The 19,098-nt window shown below is 49.2% G+C and carries 18 protein-coding genes; 7 read left to right on the top strand and 11 right to left on the bottom strand.

From position 1 onward, the window contains the following. Positions 1 to 41: 41 nt before the first annotated feature. Entirely contained in the window at positions 42 to 1,271 is a 1,230-nt protein-coding gene (locus ACO9K6_RS09785; RefSeq protein WP_424767376.1) for an MFS transporter, read from the bottom strand. Positions 1,272 to 1,306: 35 nt separating this feature from the next. Further along, positions 1,307 to 2,449: a lactonase family protein gene (locus tag ACO9K6_RS09790; protein WP_424767377.1), complete on the bottom strand. Its 1,143-nt coding sequence runs from the start codon at positions 2,447 to 2,449 to the stop codon at positions 1,307 to 1,309. A 165-nt stretch (positions 2,450 to 2,614) separates the two neighbouring features. On the opposite strand from ACO9K6_RS09790, the gene ACO9K6_RS09795 reads away from it, so the two are divergent. The 4 genes from ACO9K6_RS09795 (at position 2,615) to ACO9K6_RS09810 (ending at position 5,661) form a co-directional block, all read left to right on the top strand. After that, positions 2,615 to 2,977 (top strand): LytTR family transcriptional regulator DNA-binding domain-containing protein, encoded by a 363-nt coding sequence (locus tag ACO9K6_RS09795; RefSeq protein ID WP_424767378.1) that lies wholly within the window; start codon positions 2,615 to 2,617, stop codon positions 2,975 to 2,977. 144 nt (positions 2,978 to 3,121) lie between these two features. After that, on the top strand, positions 3,122 to 4,126 hold the full coding sequence (locus tag ACO9K6_RS09800) for an aldose 1-epimerase (RefSeq protein WP_424767379.1): 1,005 nt from the start codon (positions 3,122 to 3,124) through the stop codon (positions 4,124 to 4,126). Positions 4,127 to 4,468: 342 nt separating this feature from the next. Next, on the top strand, positions 4,469 to 4,975 hold the full coding sequence (locus ACO9K6_RS09805; protein ID WP_424767380.1) for a hypothetical protein: 507 nt from the start codon (positions 4,469 to 4,471) through the stop codon (positions 4,973 to 4,975). After that, a complete protein-coding gene (locus ACO9K6_RS09810) occupies positions 4,930 to 5,661 on the top strand; it encodes an AIM24 family protein (protein WP_424767381.1) in 732 nt (243 codons plus the stop codon). Before ACO9K6_RS09805 ends, ACO9K6_RS09810 begins: the two co-directional genes overlap by 46 nt. Before the next feature lie 57 nt (positions 5,662 to 5,718). Here ACO9K6_RS09810 and ACO9K6_RS09815 read toward each other — a convergent pair whose 3' ends face one another. Next, on the bottom strand, positions 5,719 to 6,204 hold the full coding sequence (locus ACO9K6_RS09815) for a beta-galactosidase small subunit-related protein (protein ID WP_424767382.1): 486 nt from the start codon (positions 6,202 to 6,204) through the stop codon (positions 5,719 to 5,721). Positions 6,205 to 6,269: 65 nt separating this feature from the next. Between ACO9K6_RS09815 and ACO9K6_RS09820 the strand changes: the two genes are divergently transcribed. The 3 genes from ACO9K6_RS09820 to ACO9K6_RS09830 all read left to right on the top strand — a co-directional run bounded on the left by ACO9K6_RS09820 (position 6,270) and on the right by ACO9K6_RS09830 (position 9,165). Then, positions 6,270 to 6,398 (top strand): hypothetical protein, encoded by a 129-nt coding sequence (locus tag ACO9K6_RS09820; RefSeq protein WP_424767383.1) that lies wholly within the window; start codon positions 6,270 to 6,272, stop codon positions 6,396 to 6,398. 307 nt (positions 6,399 to 6,705) lie between these two features. Then, entirely contained in the window at positions 6,706 to 7,923 is a 1,218-nt protein-coding gene (locus ACO9K6_RS09825) for an AGE family epimerase/isomerase (protein ID WP_424767384.1), read from the top strand. Between the two features lie 72 nt (positions 7,924 to 7,995). Further along, entirely contained in the window at positions 7,996 to 9,165 is a 1,170-nt protein-coding gene (locus ACO9K6_RS09830) for a glycoside hydrolase family 130 protein (RefSeq protein WP_424767385.1), read from the top strand. A gap of 82 nt (positions 9,166 to 9,247) precedes the next feature. Here the strand turns inward: ACO9K6_RS09830 and ACO9K6_RS09835 are convergent, their stop codons facing one another. From ACO9K6_RS09835 to ACO9K6_RS09870, 8 genes are all read right to left on the bottom strand, one after another. After that, positions 9,248 to 10,324 (bottom strand): LacI family DNA-binding transcriptional regulator, encoded by a 1,077-nt coding sequence (locus ACO9K6_RS09835; protein WP_424767386.1) that lies wholly within the window; start codon positions 10,322 to 10,324, stop codon positions 9,248 to 9,250. A gap of 316 nt (positions 10,325 to 10,640) precedes the next feature. Further along, positions 10,641 to 11,849 (bottom strand): MFS transporter, encoded by a 1,209-nt coding sequence (locus tag ACO9K6_RS09840; protein ID WP_424767387.1) that lies wholly within the window; start codon positions 11,847 to 11,849, stop codon positions 10,641 to 10,643. 172 nt (positions 11,850 to 12,021) lie between these two features. Beyond that, entirely contained in the window at positions 12,022 to 12,906 is an 885-nt protein-coding gene (locus ACO9K6_RS09845) for an ABC transporter ATP-binding protein (protein ID WP_424767388.1), read from the bottom strand. Positions 12,907 to 12,909: 3 nt separating this feature from the next. Next, a complete protein-coding gene (locus tag ACO9K6_RS09850) occupies positions 12,910 to 15,792 on the bottom strand; it encodes an ABC transporter permease (RefSeq protein ID WP_424767389.1) in 2,883 nt (960 codons plus the stop codon). A 62-nt stretch (positions 15,793 to 15,854) separates the two neighbouring features. Continuing rightward, a complete protein-coding gene (locus ACO9K6_RS09855) occupies positions 15,855 to 16,880 on the bottom strand; it encodes an efflux RND transporter periplasmic adaptor subunit (protein WP_424767390.1) in 1,026 nt (341 codons plus the stop codon). Beyond that, positions 16,864 to 17,556: an ABC transporter ATP-binding protein gene (locus ACO9K6_RS09860; RefSeq protein WP_424767391.1), complete on the bottom strand. Its 693-nt coding sequence runs from the start codon at positions 17,554 to 17,556 to the stop codon at positions 16,864 to 16,866. The genes ACO9K6_RS09855 and ACO9K6_RS09860 overlap by 17 nt, the downstream gene beginning before the upstream one ends. A gap of 171 nt (positions 17,557 to 17,727) precedes the next feature. Beyond that, positions 17,728 to 18,834, bottom strand: coding sequence for a GerAB/ArcD/ProY family transporter (locus ACO9K6_RS09865; RefSeq protein ID WP_424767392.1), 1,107 nt, complete (start codon positions 18,832 to 18,834; stop codon positions 17,728 to 17,730). A 42-nt stretch (positions 18,835 to 18,876) separates the two neighbouring features. Beyond that, entirely contained in the window at positions 18,877 to 19,098 is a 222-nt protein-coding gene (locus tag ACO9K6_RS09870; RefSeq protein ID WP_424767393.1) for a hypothetical protein, read from the bottom strand.

A 19,098-nucleotide genomic window follows, 5' to 3' on the forward strand; every position in this document is an offset into this window, starting at 1 on the left:
GGAATACCTACAAGCAGCTCTCCTTTCCTTACGAGTGCTGTTTACTCCGATTCCCTTTGATCCTTCGGCAGCAGGATAGCAAGCAGTCCGATCAGCGGCAAAACGCTGCACAAAGCCATTACGAAGCTAAGCGTAGTTGCATCCGCCATGTAACCAAGAACGACCGCACCCAAACCGCCCATACCGAAAGCAAGTCCGGTAATAAGCCCCGACGCCGTTCCGACCTTCCCCGGCATGAGCTCCTGTGCATAAACAACGCTTACCGAAAATCCTGATTGCAGGATAAAGCCCAGCACGACGATTAACGGATATACCCATGCCAGCGGCAGATGCGGCAGCATGAGCGCGAATGGAGCAGCGCCAAGAATCGAGATGAGCATCATTTTTTTGCGGCCGATCCGATCTGCCAGCATGCCACCTAGGAACGTCCCGGCAACACCTGCCGCAAGGAACAGAAACAACGGCACCTGAGCGGCCTTTATCGATATCCCATACGCTTCCACGACATAAAACTGATAAAAGTTTCCAATAGCCGCAGCATACCAGGAACGCGCGAAGACGATTGCAACCAGAATGGCAATCGCAAATGCGGCGATTTTGGGCGCAAGCTCGGGCTTCGCGCCGCCTGCCGCCTTCTTCTGCTGCATTCGGCCGTTATGTATAGCAAGCTGCGTTCTATACCAAGGCACGACCTTCATGAGAATGGCAATCGCGGTCGCCGCCAGCGCCACGCCCCATATGGCACCTTTTTGACCGAATGGAATGAAAATCGCCATCGTCATAAGCGGCCCCAGCATATGTCCAAAATTGCCCCCGACCTGATAGATCGATTGGGAGAATGCGCGCCGGTTGCCCGCTGCCAAATGGACCACTCGTGAGCCTTCGGGATGGAACACGGCTGAGCCTATCCCTACGCATACGACGGAAAGCAGCAAGAGATAATAATTCGGTGCAAAAGCAAGTCCAATCATCCCCAGCATGCTGGAGAACATCCCGACCGGAAGCATCCAAGGAGCTGGTCTTTTGTCCGAAATGAGTCCAACGAAAGGCTGCATTACGGACGAGGTCATATTCAGCGTAAATGCAATCCAGCCGATCTGAGCAAGACTAAGCTTTAAGGAATCCTTAAGAACGGGAAATAAGGCCGTTACGACCGATTGCATCATATCGTTTATCAGATGAACTGAGCTAATAGCGACTAGAATGGCATAAACCGTTGCCGATTTCATAGTTTCGGACTTCGCATTTGCGGTCGAAAGCGGTGTTGACATTTAACAGGACCTGCCTTTCGCTTTTCCAAAAAAAATTATTCCTGTTCGATCCCTTTCAAACGAATGCGGACGTTATTCCCTCGGCCGAACATAATGCATACCGGACTCTTCAACGGAAGAACCGTGCTCGTCGGCGATAGTAGACCGCTCTGGATGTCAACGTTAAATACAACTACAGTCCCCGACTTCTGATGCGCGACGAGCAAATGCCTACCGCCTGGTGCAATGGCAAAATTACGCGGCGACTCGCCGCCGCAATCGATATGCTGGATGAGCGTAAGCTCTCCGCTTGACTGATCCACCTCAAATACGGCCATGCTGTTATGACCGCGATTGGAGCTGTACAAATAACGCCCCGATGGTGCCAGATGAATGTCCGCAGCGTCATTATACCCTACAAATTCTGCAGGCAGCGCCGATACCGCCTTTACAACTGCAAGCGTACCTCGCTCTACGTCTGCCTTCAATATTGTGATCGTCGAATCAAGCTCATTCATCACATAGCCGAAGGGCAGTGAAGGATGAAAAACAAGGTGACGCGGTCCGGCTCCAGGATGCACCTTGCATACACTATGCGGAGTCAGCGTGAGAAGCTGATCATCATACCGGTAAATGACGATCGCATCGATGCCTAAGTCTACTGCGCATACATAGCCGGTGTCCCCCCACGGCGTAATGCAATGAGCATGCGGGGCGTCCTGCCTAGAGGCATTCGGTCCCAGCTCGCCCTCATGCTGCTGAATGGATGCAGCGGCCTCCAACTCGCCGGCTTCCGTTATCGGCAGCAAGGCAACGTTTCCGCCCGAATAATTGGCCGCGAACAGCGCCTTACCCGTGCTATCCATACTTATGTAGCACGGATGCGCTCCATGCGTAAGCGACCGATTGCCGGTCGTACGAAGCAAGCCCGATAATGCATCTATTTCATAGACAGCAATCGCCCCTCCGTCAGCATCACCCGATTGTTCCGTTTCACTAGCTGCAAATAATTGCTTGCCGTTCGGATGGACCGCCAAATAGGAAGCATTTTCTACACCAGTCATCGTCTGAATAATCTCCAGCTGATTCGTAACGCCGTTAAATGTACAAGTATGAATGGTCGCCTCCTCAGCCGATCCATACGATCCTATATAGAGAACTCCACTGTATGCGGGCAATCTGCTGCTCTCATTACTCATTTGCTCCCAACCTTTCCATCTTTTTATCATTAAACAGACCATAGCACATGGTGCAGCAGCAAACAATGGCTTTTTTGTATGAAATACTTCACAAAAGTTATTGTGATATGTTACAATGTAAGCGCTAACAGTTCAGTGATTCACTTTTCTAAAGGGGGAATTAAGATGGTGAATGTAATGTTGAGCGAGCGGAACGTGTATGAGGATTTTGATCTGGAGTCGGATGTGCTCTACTTTAAGGTTGGTGTTCAAGGTCTCGTAAGCTTCCATGGCAGAAACTATAACATAAAGAAGAGAATGACTGCCGAACAGCTCAAAGAACTAACGAACAAAAGCAGCTTCTATCAGATCAGCTCCAATTGTTACATTAACATTGGCAAAATCAAAACAATTGAAGGCGGCACAATCTACTTCGGGTCAGACATTTCTGAATCGAAACGGTTAACCGTGAATCGCCGCAAGCAATACGTGATCGAGCAGCTATTCTCACAACGCTCGGCGAACAAGGATAAGCGAATAATAAGATAATAAACCGAGCCGCTCTTTTTTCGCAAATCGCGAAATGGGGCGGTTGTTTGTTTGGCTTCGCCCTGCTATTCTTAGGTGGAACAGCATCACACCGAAATGCATACGCTCTCATTTTATATGTGCAGCACAATAAGGAGGATTCTTATGACTAAGCAAGGACAAACATTTGAACAAAATTTTCATGATGAGCAGGCCGTTTGGCTGCAATGGGGTGCCTATGAAGCAGTCGTATTGCCTAACGTAGGCGCGAACCTCATCGCCTTCCGCGATAAAGAAAATGATTATACGTTTCTGCGCGAGCCGGCTGCTGAGGAGATGGATAGCTTCAGAGCGAATCCAGGTGTACATGGCATTCCCGTTCTATTCCCACCTAACCGTTATGAGGACGGCGTATTCACCTGGAATGGCCGGAAATATACCTTCCCGGTAAATGAAGAAAAGACCGGCAACCATTTGCACGGATTTTTCCACACCGCAGCATGGAGCGTAGAGGATTTCAGGACGAACAATACGGAAAGCTATGTATCTCTCAAAATTTCAATCAATGAAACTCATCCTATTTATACGTACTTGCCTCACCGCTTCACGATCAAGCTTCGCTATTCGTTAAATGAATCTGGATTGCTGCAGCATGTGTCCGTACATAACGAAGGCACCGACGCGATGCCTTGCATGATTGCCTTCCACACAGCGATTAATGCGCCATTTGCTGCAAACAGCACGGCGGATGACTATCGCTTCACGCTCACGACCGGCAAGCGCTGGGAGCTGAACGAGCGGATGCTGCCTACAGGCAAATATCAGCCGTTTGTTGCCGACGAGGAAGCGATGAGAACAACAGGCATCTCGCCGTTCTGGGAAGCGATGGACAACCACTACACCGCCGAGCCGCAAAACGGCCGCAATGCCATGGAGCTGACCGATACCCGTAACGGCGTCACGCTAGTTTATGATGTCGGCACAGCTTACAAGCAATGGATGATCTGGAACAACTTCTGTACTCCTGGCTTCTTCTGCCCGGAGCCACAGCTGAACCTGGTTAACGCACCGAACGTGGATTTGCCGGCCGAGCAAACCGGACTTGTTGCGCTGGAGCCTGGCGGCATTTGGGAAGAAACGAGCCGACTGTACGTAAGAAAGCAAGGGTAGGCTTGTCGGCGCGGCGGCTTTAGTATTTAGGATATTTGTATTTAAGGCGTTTGTCACAAACCAGCCGAGCAGAAGCTATTTCTGCTTGGCTGGTTTTTTATTGATTTCTATAGGAAGCGATGTACGACGGAAACTGAAAACACGGTCGAGTGGGCGCCGTAAGAACAAATGTGTTCTTACAGCAGGGCGATCGGCGTGGCAGCACGGTCGAGTGTTTGGAAGCAAGCATTCTTTTTAAGGCTAAGCTTAACCGAAGCGCAGGACGAGGGTGACTATTGTCGAGAAAGGGGTTAAAATGGAAGTACCAGTCCCTCATATGTCGAAATTCGAAGGGAGAATATGATGCGACAGTCGTTATCGAAAGCAATCGTACTTGTATGCTTCTTCTCAATTCTTTTTATAGCAGCCCCGTATTCAACCGTTCATGCAGGCTTTTTTGACCGGATCAAGGACATTTACAACACGCCAGTGAAAATAAGCGAGCTTGAATCGCAATATTTGGAAGCAGAGGCCGCGCTGGCTGAACAGCAGGAGCAGCTAGAGCAGTCGCGCCAAGCAGCGGAAGAGTTTTTGCTTAAGCAGCAGGAACTCCTCGAGCAGAACGAAAAATTTCGTCAGCAGAGCGAGCAGTTCCGCCAGCAAAATGAGCAGCTCATTGCACAAAATGCCAGCCTGCAGGCTGAGATGGAGCAAATGAAGCAGGATCGACAATCTTTTATCAGCAAGCTTATTAATACCGTTATTATCATCGCTCTCCTCATCATCGCCTATTTCGTATCGCTCCGGGTGTGGCGCTATATCGTGTGGCGAAAGCACCGAACGGCTGGAAGAAGAGGGATGAGCAGATGAACATCACCGTTCCTGTTCAGACTGGACATGTCCATATTGCGCTTGAAGAATCGGACAAGCTTCATGTGCTGCATCCGAAGTCGATCATCGCCTATCAGGGCGATCCAGAAAGCCGCGAGGACCGGTTCATGGATTTGGCAGGCATGTACCGCAAGAAGCGTTGGATTCGCTCCTTGCTATCCGGCCCTTCCGAGTTCATTCTTGGTCTTCCAGCGGGCTGCTCACTAGAAACGGTACATATTGACGAGAAGAGCGACCTGCTGTTCGACTTCCGCCATGTTATCTTCTTCTCGGATGGGATGAAGCTCAAGTCGGTTATTCAGAAGCTTAAAAACGCTTGGATCACGAAGGAGTTTGTTCGTATGCGCTTCTCCGGACCAGGCTCGCTCGGCATCATCACCGCTGGCGATATGAAGGCGATTGAGCTTCAGCCGGACCGGCCCCTCTATGTGGAAACCGGCGCGCTTGTCGCTTATCCTGAGAATGCCTCCATCCAGCTCTCGGTCTACGGCAATAAGCTCGCCAGCCAGCATATGAACGTGCAGTGGGAAATACGCGGCAGCGGGCCCGTGCTGATTCAAACCGGTTCACGCGATTCGGAGCTCGAGGAGCAGCTTCAGAACGGCGGTTTTATTAGAAGGATTTTGCGCGAGGTGCTTCCCTTTGGCGGTATCTATATCAAATAATAAATAGGCTGGACCCCGTCTTCGTACGGTGGACCAGCCTATTTTTGCTTCTTTAAATTACATGCCCTGCAAAGTGAAGCGATGCGAATATACGCGATTCGCATACAGCATATATTCCTTCTCCGGCCGTTGTCCCCAGCTGTCATATCCGCCTACGCCCATCTGCTTGTGATTGTCGCGAACGACTGTCTTATCGCTTGTCGGGAGCAGATGAATATGATCATGCGCTTCCAGCTCAAAATACGGCGCGCCCTTCAGCAGAATACCTTCGCCCTGCGCATTCGTTATCGTCGCACGACGGACATCCATTTTGTTGCCGCACTCCTGCGGGCGAATGTAAGGCACCATCTGTTCCTGCACCTTGCCGGTGTAAACCCCAAGCTTGCCTCCAGTCTGACGATCCCAATACGTTTCATCCGGTCCCGCTCTAGGCCGGAGCTCCTGATATACCTCGACCTCTCCGCTGCCATGTACCGTGTAGATAATGAGCAGCAAGGATTCAGCAGTGGTGAGAAGGCTGTAATGAACACGTTCTGTCGCCATGCTCGTCTGTGCATCCCGCGGAGCTCGCGTCCGGCTCCCGCTTCCCGCCATGTGGCAGACCGTTCATGCTGACCGCAGCCGCGGTCGTTATCGGTGTAAGCGCGCAGCATTTTCACCGTACCGTTCTTATCCGTGACGCGAATCGACTGATCGATCCAATCCCAGATGAAGCCGACCTGCAGCACAAGAAGTAGTCCGGATTAACGATCAGCAGAGGACATTTACACACCGCTAACGTTGTTAGCATATTTGCAAATAATAACGCTAACATTTTTCCTTGCAATCATAATGTGAATTCCGATAACCATTGCCAATTTGAAGAAATCTATTGCAAACAGCATTAAAATCATGTTTACTTGTTATATAATAAAGTATTTATTAGTAATAACAAACCTATCTTAAGTGAAGTTAGACGACTCTCATGATGTTGCATGTATGGCAAGCAAGCGGAGCAAACGGTTCGGGATTATTATGCGTCTAAAATAAAGGAGGTGCTCCTAAATGAGTGATCTTAACGACAAGCAGCAGTGGCTGACACGTATTGAGCATGAGCTGAAAACGAACATTCTCGGTTTTTGGATGCAGCATACGATCGATGAACAAAACGGCGGCTTCTATGGTTTTATTAGCCGGGATTTAACGGTAAATCCCGAGGCGGGCAAAAGCCTGGTGCTCAATACCCGCATCCTTTGGACCTTTGCCTCCGCTTATCGGATTTTTGGGAATGAGGCTTATCTGCACATAGCAAAGCGTGCTTACAATTACGTGAATCAGCATTTTACCGATCCCGAATACGGCGGATTGTACTGGATGGTCGATGCGGAAGGGAAGCCGGCTGAAACGAAGAAACAGGTTTACGGTCAAGCCTTCGCTATCTACGCTTTCGCCGAGTATTACCGCGCCACCGGAAATGAAGCGGTGCTTCAGCAGGCAATCGAGCTGTTTCATACGCTGGAGAGCTACAGCTATGATAAGGAGTATAAGGGCTACTTCGAGGCTTTAACCCGTGAATGGCAGGAGACAGATGACAACAGCTTGAGCGAAAAGGATTTGAACGAGAAGAAATCGATGAATACGCATCTTCACGTCATGGAGGGCTATACGAATCTATATCGCGTATGGAAATCCGAGGAGCTTCACGCAAAGCTGAAGGAGCTCATTGAAATTACGATTAAACACATTATCAACGCAAAAAATGCGCACTTTATTCTTTTCTTCGATGAGAAATGGACCTGCAAATCGGAGCATATTTCTTACGGTCACGATATCGAGGGCAGTTGGCTGCTTGTAGAGGCTGCAGAGGTTCTTGGCGATGCCAAGCTGCTTGAGGAAGCGAAGGCGATAGCGCTGCGTATGGCGGAAGCTACTTATAACGAGGGTGTCGATCAAGACGGCGGCTTGTTTAACGAGGCTGGTCCTGAAGGATTAATCGATACCCATAAGGACTGGTGGCCGCAGGCCGAAGCGGTTGTCGGCTTCTACAATGCCTATCAATTGTCGGGTGACGAGAAATACCGCAATGCCGCTTTGCTCTCTTGGCAATTTATCGAAAGCTTCATCGTGGACAAGGAACATGGCGAATGGCATTGGAGCGTCACGCGCGATGGCGCGCCCAGCGACAATATCGAGAAGGTAAGCCCATGGAAATGTCCTTATCATAACGGACGCGCATGCTTCGAAATGATCGAGCGTCTAAACGGCGCAGCTTCTTCACATTAACGTTTAACCGCATCATTTCATTTTTTCACATTCAGAAAGCAGCTTATAAATCATCTTACGGAGGTCACACGAATGAATAGATTCAATGAACGCAAGCAGCAGCTTACCGAGCGCTACGAGGCGCTGATCCAGCGCAAAAATGAGCCAGTACAATTAGGAAACGGTATTTTCGACCGCTATGTTCACCCTGTTCTAACGGCGGAGCATGCGCCGCTGATCTGGAAATATGATTTCAACCCGGAAACAAATCCTTTCTTCATGGAGCGCCTTGGCGTTCATTGCGTATTCAATCCAGGCGCTATTTCATTAAACGGAAAGTTCTATCTCGTTGCCCGCGTGGAGGGCAATGACCGTAAATCGTTCTTCGCCATCGCGGAAAGCGACAGCGGCGTGGACGGCTTCCGCTTTTGGGACTATCCGATTCTGCTGCCCGAAACAAGCGAACCGGATGTCAACGTATACGATATGCGACTCGTTCAGCATGAGGATGGATGGATTTACGGTTTGTTCTGTACGGAAAGAAAAGATCCGAATGCGCCAAAGGGCGATCTGTCCAGCGCCATCGCACAATGCGGTATCGTGAGAACGAAAGATTTGAAGCAATGGGAGCGCCTTGCCGATCTGAAGACAGCCTCCAACCAGCAGCGCAACGTCGTGCTGCATCCTGAATTCATCAACGGCAAATACGCCTTCTACACACGTCCGCAAGACGGCTTTATCGATACGGGCTCTGGCGGCGGCATCGGTTGGGGACTATCAGAGACGATCGAGAATGCGGTTGTAGAGCAAGAGATAATTATTGACGAACGTCATTACCACACGATCAAAGAAGTGAAGAACGGCCAAGGACCGGCACCAATCAAAACAGAAGAAGGCTGGATTCATATCGCGCATGGCGTGCGCAATACAGCAGCGGGCTTGCGCTATGTATTGTATGCATTCCTGTCTGATCTCCAGGAGCCCAGCAAAGTGACACACCGCCCAGGCGGGCATCTGCTCGCGCCGGAAGGCATCGAGCGTGTCGGCGACGTTTCCAACGTCGCATTCTGTAACGGTGTAATCGCGAAGGAAAACGGCGACGTCTTCATCTACTATGCATCATCCGATACGCGCTGCCACGTAGCCGTAACATCGGTTGATCAACTGCTCGACTACTGCATCAATACGCCGGAGGATCCGCTTCGTTCATACGCCTGCGTAGAGCAGCGCATTGCTTTGATCGACCGCAATCTCCAGCTGTAAGAAAGATCATTTTAATTGAGGCATCTTATCGAAGGGCTGTCCAAGCAGGTCATTGTTACCTGTCTGTGACAGCCCTGCGTGCTTATACGCCCTTCGCCGGCGCAGTCGACTCTCTATAGAGCAGCTCACCTGCCAACAGCAGCTTCTCCATCGGCTCCTGCCTGCTCGCAATTCGGCTAAAGAGCCGTTCCACCGCGCGCTTGCCAAGCGCCTCCTTCGGCACGTGAACGGTCGTCAAGGCCGGCGATATTTTGTAAGAGTTATCGATGTTGTCAAAGCCGGTTACGGATACTTCTCCCGGAACTGAAATACCAAGCTTCAGAAGGGCATGAACGGCTCCGATCGCAATCATATCGTTCGCGCAGAGGAGCGCGGTAGGCAGCGTCTTTGCCTTTATCCGCTTCATCAGCCACTGCTTAATCGGCTCCTCGAAATGCTCATGCTCGAAGCCCTCCACCGTGAGCAGCCATTCCCCTTTGCTGCCGATGCCGGCCTCTATCCCCTCGTACTCCTCGAGTGCGCTGCGGAAGCCAAGGAAACGATCCTTAAAGCTTCTGGAATAGCCAATATCCCCTATAAAGGAGAACTGCTTGTGACCATTCCCGATCAAATGCTTCGTCAGCCGGTACATGCTTTCATAGTTGTTAGTAAACACCGTATCGCTCGGAATGAGCATGTCTTCATGATCGACGAGCACCATCGGCAGGCCGATCCGATGCACCTCCAGCAGCAACGGAGTCGAAATTTCACCAACGCCAATAAGCCCTAATATGCCGTTCGGGTTAAGGAAATGCAGGAAATGGTCAACGCTCTGCTCAGAGACGATAACCATACCGCAGCCTTCTTCCTCCAGCCGGGCGGAAATGCCATCGAGAATGCGTCCCCAGTAAAGCGACTCCTTCGTCTGGAACCGAATGTTAGGCATCAGCACAAGCACGGATTGCTTGCCTGATGAAGGCAGCTTCGGCAGCTGCTCCAGCTTCATCGTTTTGACATACGCGTTCTTTTGTGAAAAATAACCGAGCTGAGAAGCCGCTTGAATAACACGCTCCTTGGTCGTCTCGCTGACGCCGCCCTTGCCGGAGAGCGCCTTGGAGACAACAAACTTGGAAACGCCCAAATAATCAGCAATTTGCTGCATCGTGACTTTCTTTGACATTAAAGTTTTCCACCTTAGCTTTTGGTAATGGGAGTTTTGTTATATATTTTATTATTAATTATGCTACCAAAAAACTCAACTGTTTTATCCATCGGCAATGTAAAATATTCAATCATTAGCACACACATAAATGGCAAATTAATTTATAAAATGGTTATCTTCTTATCGCTAATGTGGAGATCAACCATTAAAAATTGAGCTGTCAGAGCAAAGCTTAAGCTTGCTCAGGAAGATCGGGTGCAAGCATAATCCATATAAAAAGAGATTATCCTTTCAGCCCTCACTGGCTTCAGGGATAATCTTTTTTGAAATCCATTTAGCTGTTTTGCAGCAGCCGCGCTTTCATGAATGCATTTATTTTCTCTGAGCTCACCAGCATAACGATCCCATACGCTGCTATAAAAAAAGGAAAAATCGCTATTGTGGTATGAGCCGCAAACCATCCAAGCAGCGGCGGCAAAAGGGTGCTGCCGGTGTATGCGACAGCCATTTGATAGCCCATAATGCTTTGAGAATGCTCTTTTCCAAAACGGACAGGCGTTTCATGCAGCATGCACGGGAATATAGGCGCGCAGCCTAGACCAACCATAATAAAACCGGCAAATGCACAAATGGTCGGGAGCGGCAATACGAGTAGCAAGGCTCCAGCTAGCGTTGTCGCTTGTCCCACACGGATTAGTGTACGGTTACTCACCTTATAGGCAATAAATCCGGTCACCAATCTGCCAACTGTGATGCCGGCATAAAACATAGAAACCCACCTAGCCGCCACATCCGCCGGCAATAACTTCACATTTACTAAAAAACTGCTGCCCCACAAGCCCATTGTTGCTTCCACGCCGCAATAAAATAAAAAAGTAACGAGTGCCAGCTTAACGCCTTTAACCTGCAATGGCTTTATTTTTTTATTTGCTTCATCGTGCAGCGCTACTTGTGTATCCTCCTGATTTTCAATCAGATCTGTCGAATTCGTTTTAGCTACCCGCTTCCAAAGCGGAAGCGTGAAGAACAGCAGCACAACGAGTGCAACTTGAACAGCGAAAATAACAATATAACCATCTCTCCAACCATTTTCATTCGCAATATGCTGGGACATGATGATTGGACCAAGGGTAGCACCGACCCCCCAGAAGCAGTGCAGCCAGCTCATATGTTGGGCTTTATAATGGGTTGCGACATAGTTGTTTAAGCCTGCATCGACAGCTCCTGCTCCCAGACCAAGCGGTACTGAAAATAAAATTAGCCACAAAAGCGATGGAGCATACGAAAGACCTAATAATGCGCCTGCGGTCATAATACAGCTTATCAATGTAATATTTCCGGTACCAAGCCGCTTAATGATCGGGCCGCTTGCTAGGCTTGAGACGATCGTACTGCCAGCTATAATCATGAACAGCATGCCCGCAGTCTCCAGCGGCGCGTCAAATTCCGATTGCATCACAGGCCATGCTGCTCCCAGCAGAGAATCGGGCAAGCCTAAGCTAATGAATGCGAGATAAATAATCATCAAAAAAAATGTAGCCATTGTACGGGCGACCGCCTTATTTTAATTTTTAGTTAAAGTATGCCTTTGATAGCGAGCAGGCAAAGCCAATCGCCGCGATCGCAAGATGTCAATAAAATGAGAGCTCTTGAGCAAAAAAAGAACGGCGCCCTAGGCTACGAGGAGCTTAGGGTACCCTTCTTCGTTCTATTCATTATTTCTTCTCCTCAGGAGGAAGTAACACAATCCTGCCCTCGCTAAGCTCTACTCGCAGTTTATTGGAGTTTTTGACGCCGATTGATTCTAAGTAATTGGCTGGCACTTGAAGGCGCCCTGCTTTGTCGAGTATGGCATACTCGACATGCGTGCCTTCCTCCTCCTCTGCCGCTTGCTCCAGCTCCGCCAGCTCTTCGGCGTACGAGCGTCTCCGCAGCATCTCTGATGAAATTTTGCCGTCGCGTATCGCCGCGACGCGGTCGACCTTCTTCGCCAGCTCAGGGTCATGCGTTACGATCACGACCGTAATGCCGATCGTTCGGTTCAGCTCGCGGAACAGATCCAAAATTTGATTCGCCATCCGCGAATCCACAGAGCCCGTCGGCTCATCGGCAAGAAGCAGCTTCGGATGATTCGCCAAAGCAATCGCGATGGCCACCCGCTGCTGCTCGCCGCCGGACAGCTCATACAGCTTATTGGATTCACGGTGGCTGAGTCCAACCGCATCGAGCAGTTCCTTCGCTCTCCAACGCTTCCGGCTTCCTGTCAGCAGTATAGGAAGCTCCACATTCTCAAGAGCGGTTAAATAGGGAATCAGATTTCGCGCGTTGTTTTGCCAGACGAAGCCTACGCTCTCGCGCTTGTAGCGGACAAAATCACGCTCCGTAAACTTAAGCATGTCCTTGCCATCGACAGTCAGCTTGCCGGCTGTTGGGCGGTCTAAGCCGCCCAGCATATTGAGTAGCGTTGACTTGCCGCTGCCGCTGTTGCCGATGATGGCCATCAGCTCGCCGTTCTCGATCTGGAGATCGAGGCCTTGCAGAGCAAATACTTCCAAATCGGCTGTCTTATATATTTTGACTAATCCTTCGCAATGAATCATCCGTTAATCCTCCCCTAGCTTAATCGCTTGATGAATGCGCAGACGCGACAGCATGTAAGCCAATATGCCAAGACCGGTTAGCAGCATAAAGCCAACGAGCACATAAATACGCATCAGATCATCCGCATCAAACATAACCTTAAACGGCGGGACAAGGCTGCTCGGGTTAAAGGCAATTTGAAAGTTAGGCACATATAGCAGGCTGGCAACGTTGCCGACAAGGATACCAATCAGCACCGCAACCCCTGAAGTAAGCAATTGCTCGATGCCCAGCATGCCGATTAGCTGCTTTAAAGATAAGCCGATGGCGCGCAAAATACCATTTTGCAGCGTTCGGCCGCGCAGCGACAATACCCAATACAGCAGGAAGCCGATGAAGCTTACGAGTATAGAGAGGACAAAACCTAGCGTTAGAATTCCGTTTAATGCCATGAGGAACGGATCATTCTTGGCCGTAACCAGCTCTTCTCTCGTATTGACGATATTCGTGATCGGGAGCTTAGATTCAGTAAGACTCTCGTAAAACTCCGCTGTCGTTGTTTCCGGCTTCAATTTAATCCATACATCGTAAGGCTCTAGAGCAAGCTGTACTTGAATACGCGGCAGATGCCCGACAATTAACATCGGAGCATTGCGAACCGAATCCTCATCGCTTGCATTAACACTGCCTATAGCGGGATTTGGATTGAAGGTCGGGAAGTAATCAATGATACCGAACACCTTGAAGGGCTGCTGCGGCACATCGCTCCAGCCAATCCAGATCGTATCTCCAGCCTTTACTTGCTTCTGCTCGGCAAGCGTTCTCGATACGAGAACCGCCTGAGAATCCGATGCGATTAGATTCAAATAGTCATTTAGCGGATAATCCAACAAGCTGTCCCGGAACCAGGTTGTCATCCCGAACTCGTCGGTATCGATACCGATCAAGGTCGCTGCTCCGTTTTCTTCATTCGCGCTGAAAGCCGCATCCTTTGTAAACACTTTAGCCGCGGCTTCAACGCCTTCTATCCTCTTGAACGGTTCAAATGCAGGCTCCAAATAATGAATGACCGATGGTGTTAATGGAGCAGGCTCCTGTACCGGCGCGCCTGGCGGTGCTGGAGGCGGCGCATCATTGACCCACTGCGAGGTCAGGACGATATCCGCGCCATTCCCATAGCGAATCCGGTCCTCCGTATTATTATTAATCGTCCTTGCCGCCGAGGCGCTAAATACACCTGTAGCAATCGTCATAATAAGGAAGATCATCAAGAACTGATATTGTGAGCTTGAACGGCCTACCTGAATTAACGTTGCATAAATCGAAGGCGGCCACCATTTCTTTCCGATCCAATAGACGAGCTTAAGAATCCAAGGGTAGAGTCTCAGCAGCAGCAAGCCAGCTCCCATAATAAATAAGGCCGGCACAACAAATTGCAGCGGATCAATATTAAGATCGGTCGCATTCAGCCCTAAGCTTTGCAAATCGGCAAGTCTTTTTCTAAAGGTGTATAGACCATATAGCGCGAGAGCCAGCGCAATGACATCGAGAAACATTTTATGCCATAGCGGTGATTTCAGCAGTCTTGCCAGCTGCTGCTTATATCCGACGATCGTAACTCGCGTCGCCATGATGATCGGAATGAGCATAATGACGAAACAAGCAACTGCAGCAATTGCGCCATATTGATAAGCCTCTTCCGTCAGTCTGACCGGCAGACGGACACGCTGCACGAATTCAAGGAAGCCGTTGGACGCGCCGAGAATTTCAGTTAAAACGACGCCCAGCAGCGGTCCTATTCCGAAGGCCAGACCGCATAAAATAATTCCCTCGACCGCATACGAGGTAACGACCTGCCAGCGCGCGGCCCCTCTGCTGCGGAGAACGGCAATCTCGTTCTTCTGCCGTTCGGCAATCAGATTCGATACCATGAACATATAGAAGCCGAGCATAATAAGCACCGGAACATTGAGCGACCACATCAACGTTCGCAGCTGCTCAGCCCGATCGAGGTAATTCACGATCGTATCGAGAGCAGGTGTTTCCGAAACGGATTGATACAGCGTGACATGCTGCAGCATGGCGTTTTTGATTTTATTCGTCGTATTAACAAAATCATCCACGTATCGCAGCTCTAGCTTCGAATAGTCCAGCACGAAGAACCATCCAACCGAAGCAACCGGTATACGCGCTTCCTGAAGCAGATACTGGTTGGCAACTTTATCGCTGATCACGAAGCTATTGCTGAGCTCGCTTAAATCCGAATCGCGGAAATAGGGATCATCATCCTGCTTTTTCGCAAATACGCCAACTGGCTTGAATTTTATTTCCCCGGCAATTTTCTCATCGACTACGACAAATTCCGAGTCAATGACTGCTTTAAACTGTATTAGAGCACGTTCAGTTACCAATACTTCGTAAACGCCGTCAACCGGCTGTTCAGCGGCAGGCATTCTGCCGTCTATCAGCTGGATATGCTCCTCGAGCTCAGAGAACGAGCGCAGCGACATCGTCTTCACTGACTTATTGGTATTCGTCTCCGGATCATTCGTTGCTCTGATCTTAAGCGATTTCGATTGAACATCGGTCACGAGCTCCTGAACAGGGATTTGAAAGCTCGCCGCGGCCTGATTACGGATATAACCATCCACTTTCCCGAATATCTGATTAATCTGCTCAGGCGTTTCCTTTGTGTAAAACAGCTTATTATATTGCGAGCCGGGATAGATGCCCCTATTCTCCTGCATCGTCTCCAGGTCCTTCACGAGCATTCTCGATAGGACGGCCTCCGAGTAGATCGGCATACTGCTAACCAAAGCAACTGACATAACCAAACCAATAAATAAGCTTCCGACCAGCCATTTATTTTGAACCATTTTACGAATAATCATGACAAACAAAGCCACTTAAAAACCTCCCAAGCATAAACGGCTAATATGGCCGACTATATGATAGCCTTAGACCACCACTATTGCAATACAACAATCGCTCCTTCTTCCAAGCCCTTCGTAATTTCAAATTCAGTCGATCCCTTAATGCCTGTCTCAACATCGATCTCCCGAATTTTATTGCCCTCCTCGAGCGTCCGTACAAAGGTTCTGCCCAAGAAGTTGCGCACGCCGCTGCGCGGAATCTTCAATACATCCTCACGCTGCTGCAATATTATTTTCACATCTGCAAATGCCCCGATTGACGCATCGGCCGGTACGTTCGGCACTTCTATGTACAGCGTCTTGGAATAACGGTCTCGCAATTGCTCATTCATCGTGACCGGAGCCGAAGAAGGCGTCTGAACTACTTTACCCTCCAGCTCCTCCGAGCCAAAGGCAACCTTAGCCGGGAAACCAACGTCGACGCTGCTGATTTCCGCGCTCGCTTCAACGCGCAGCGCAACACGCAGCTGCGATGGATCAGAAATAATGACAAGCGTCTGATAAGGCTCGACAAAATCGCCTTCCTCCAAATCCTCAACGAACGTGATCTGGCCGTCCATTCCGGCAACGAGCTGTTTGCTGTTAAAGGATGTCATTAATCGCTCCAGCTTGAGATTCTCAATATCCAGCTGAAGCTGAGCGATGCTAATGGCATCGGAATCGCCGCCTGCTCTGGCTTGTTTAAGCGAAAGCTTGGCTCGGGCAACTGACAGCTGCTGCTCCTTCAGCTGTATATCGAGTCCTTCGACGTTAAGCTGTACAAGAACATCCCCCTTCTTTACTCGATTTCCGGCCGTGACGAGCATTTTCGTGATACGACCGCCTTGTCCCGTAAATTGGGCAATTTCCGTTCGTGTCGATTCAAGGCTTCCGTTTCCGATAATTTCCTGCGATATCGTTCCTCTCTCTACATTAACGGTTCGATAATTTTCCTGTGCCGGCTTGACGAGTGGCGGCTTTAGAGCGTTCTCCTCCGCTGGGAGCAGGGAGCATCCCGTAAGTGAAGCGCTGATGAGCAGCGCAAAAGACCAGCCCAGCACTGGTTTAAGCTTGTGCGACAATTTGTCCATCCTCCAATTCATATACATGGTCAACTATTTCCATAATGGCGGGATCATGGGTCGTCATTATAATCGTCATGCCTGCCGTTTCTACCAAATCGCGGAATACCTTCATAATCTGCAGCCCTGTACGGCTGTCCAGCTCGGCCGTCGGCTCATCGGCCAGCAGCAGCTTCGGCTTGTGCGCAATCGCTCTTGCAATCGCCGTTCTTTGCTGCTCGCCGCCCGACATTTCGAAAGGCCTGTGATGCATGCGGCTCTTCAAGCCGACCTGCTCAAGCGCATGAACGGCTGCTTCCTTGCGGCCCGCAGCCTTCATGCCTGCTACTCTTAATATAAACTCTACATTTTCATAGGCGGACATGAGTGGAATTAGCGCAAACGATTGAAAAATAAGACCCATTTCCTTCCGTCTCACCATATCTCTCTCCAGGTTTGACAACGCTGTCAATTCTCGCCCTGCAAACGAAATTTCTCCCTCCGTCGGTCGATCCAGCGCGCTGAGTAAATTAATAAGTGTCGTTTTTCCGGAACCGGACCTTCCCTTCAGAGCAATTAGATGTCCTGCCGGTATCGATAGATCGACACCCTTTAGTACGGTAACCGCACCGCTACCACGACCGAACGTTCTTTTTAAAGCGCTTGCACGAATAATATCATGCGATGATGGTTGCATGAAGACCTAGCCCTCCATTTCTAGCATTACTTTTCCATTAAACCTTTTCCTTGTCTATCTTTTCCATTCTAACCTTGACTCCCCTTATGTTCAAGACATAAAAAACATAACAAAAAGAACCATTCCATCCCCGGACTGGCTTCCTTTGATTCGTATAAAGCTAATTATAGTTTAAGCTTGCTCTTGCTTTTTCTTTTTCTTTAGAAGCAAGGCGGCAAGCAATGTTAAGAAAGGCAGCGCGACCATGAAGGTTAAACCATATGCCGGCCACACCCGATGAATAAAATCCATAACAAAAACAATATTTGTGTATGCCGGCAGTACAAATACGGTAGTCAGCATGCCCAACGGTATAGTAAGAAACCTATACGATTTAAATCCAAATAACTGACTAATCCCATGGGACGCGGCGAAGAAGGTCAATATTAATTTGAAGATAATAGTAACAAACCAGAGTCCCCCAACAATGACCTCCACACGCTCAAGAAAATTGCCGATGCTAATTTTTTTGGCAAGGGTAAAGGTCGGGTACATACTAACCTGTGTAAGGCTTGACCCCAGCACAAGAATACAGATTAATATCGTGATTACAAGCAGCAGGCCAGCAATAAGGGAACCCGAATAAAATGCTTTTCCTGCTCGTTTCGCATTTTTGACAAGCGGATAAATCATCAAAAGGATGACGTATTCCTGAAGGCTTACGAAGGGAACGCTCGCTTTCAAAACCGGCATAAAGCCATTTTCCAAAATCGGCTCGATCTTCCTCGATTCAATATTGGGAAGCAGCATGACAACGGTCATCACGATCATAAACATGACCCAAGGGAAAAAAATTTCCGCTCCCTCCGCGAACACTACCGGGCCTAGTCGGGTCGCCATGACAACAATGAACATGACACCTCCCATAATAAAAATGATCGGCGTCTCCGGCATGACCTCAGTGGTCAGGAAATAGCCGATGTCTCCCAGCAGCATGAAGCTTAATATGAAAAAAAACTGAACGTACAAAAATGAAATAAGCTTTCCTAACCATTTTCCAAAAACCGATTCGTTGATCTCGATCAATGTCTGCCTGGGAAAGAGGTTCGCTAATGCGATATAAACAATGATCGGTAGAAATCCAACGACAACTCCGATAAAACTTGAAATCCAAGCATCCTGTTTAGCAGCGGCAGCCAGCGACGCAGGTGCGACCAAGATGGATGAGCCTACGCCAAACATAATGACAAGCACAGTAAATTGATGCAAGCTTATCCAACTATTATTGTTTTCCTTCAAACGAATCGCACCTCCTTTTCTTCTGGTCGCGGGATTGCCCCGTTACCTGATTACGAGCCCTAGCCACATATAAAACCACTCAATAAGCAATAGAGGATTCGGCAAATTAACGTGCAGTGTTTGCAAGACATAGATGAGCAACGCTCCAACCGCAAGCAAGCTAAAAAATACGATCTCCTTGAATTGCTTAGCTTTGCTCAGCTTGGGCAGCTCTAACATAAATACGATAAGGGTGAATAACGAAACTCCTATTACGGGCCACAT

The sequence above is a fragment of the Paenibacillus praedii genome, assembly GCF_049725345.1.
Classification (GTDB): Bacteria; Bacillota; Bacilli; order Paenibacillales; family Paenibacillaceae; genus Pristimantibacillus.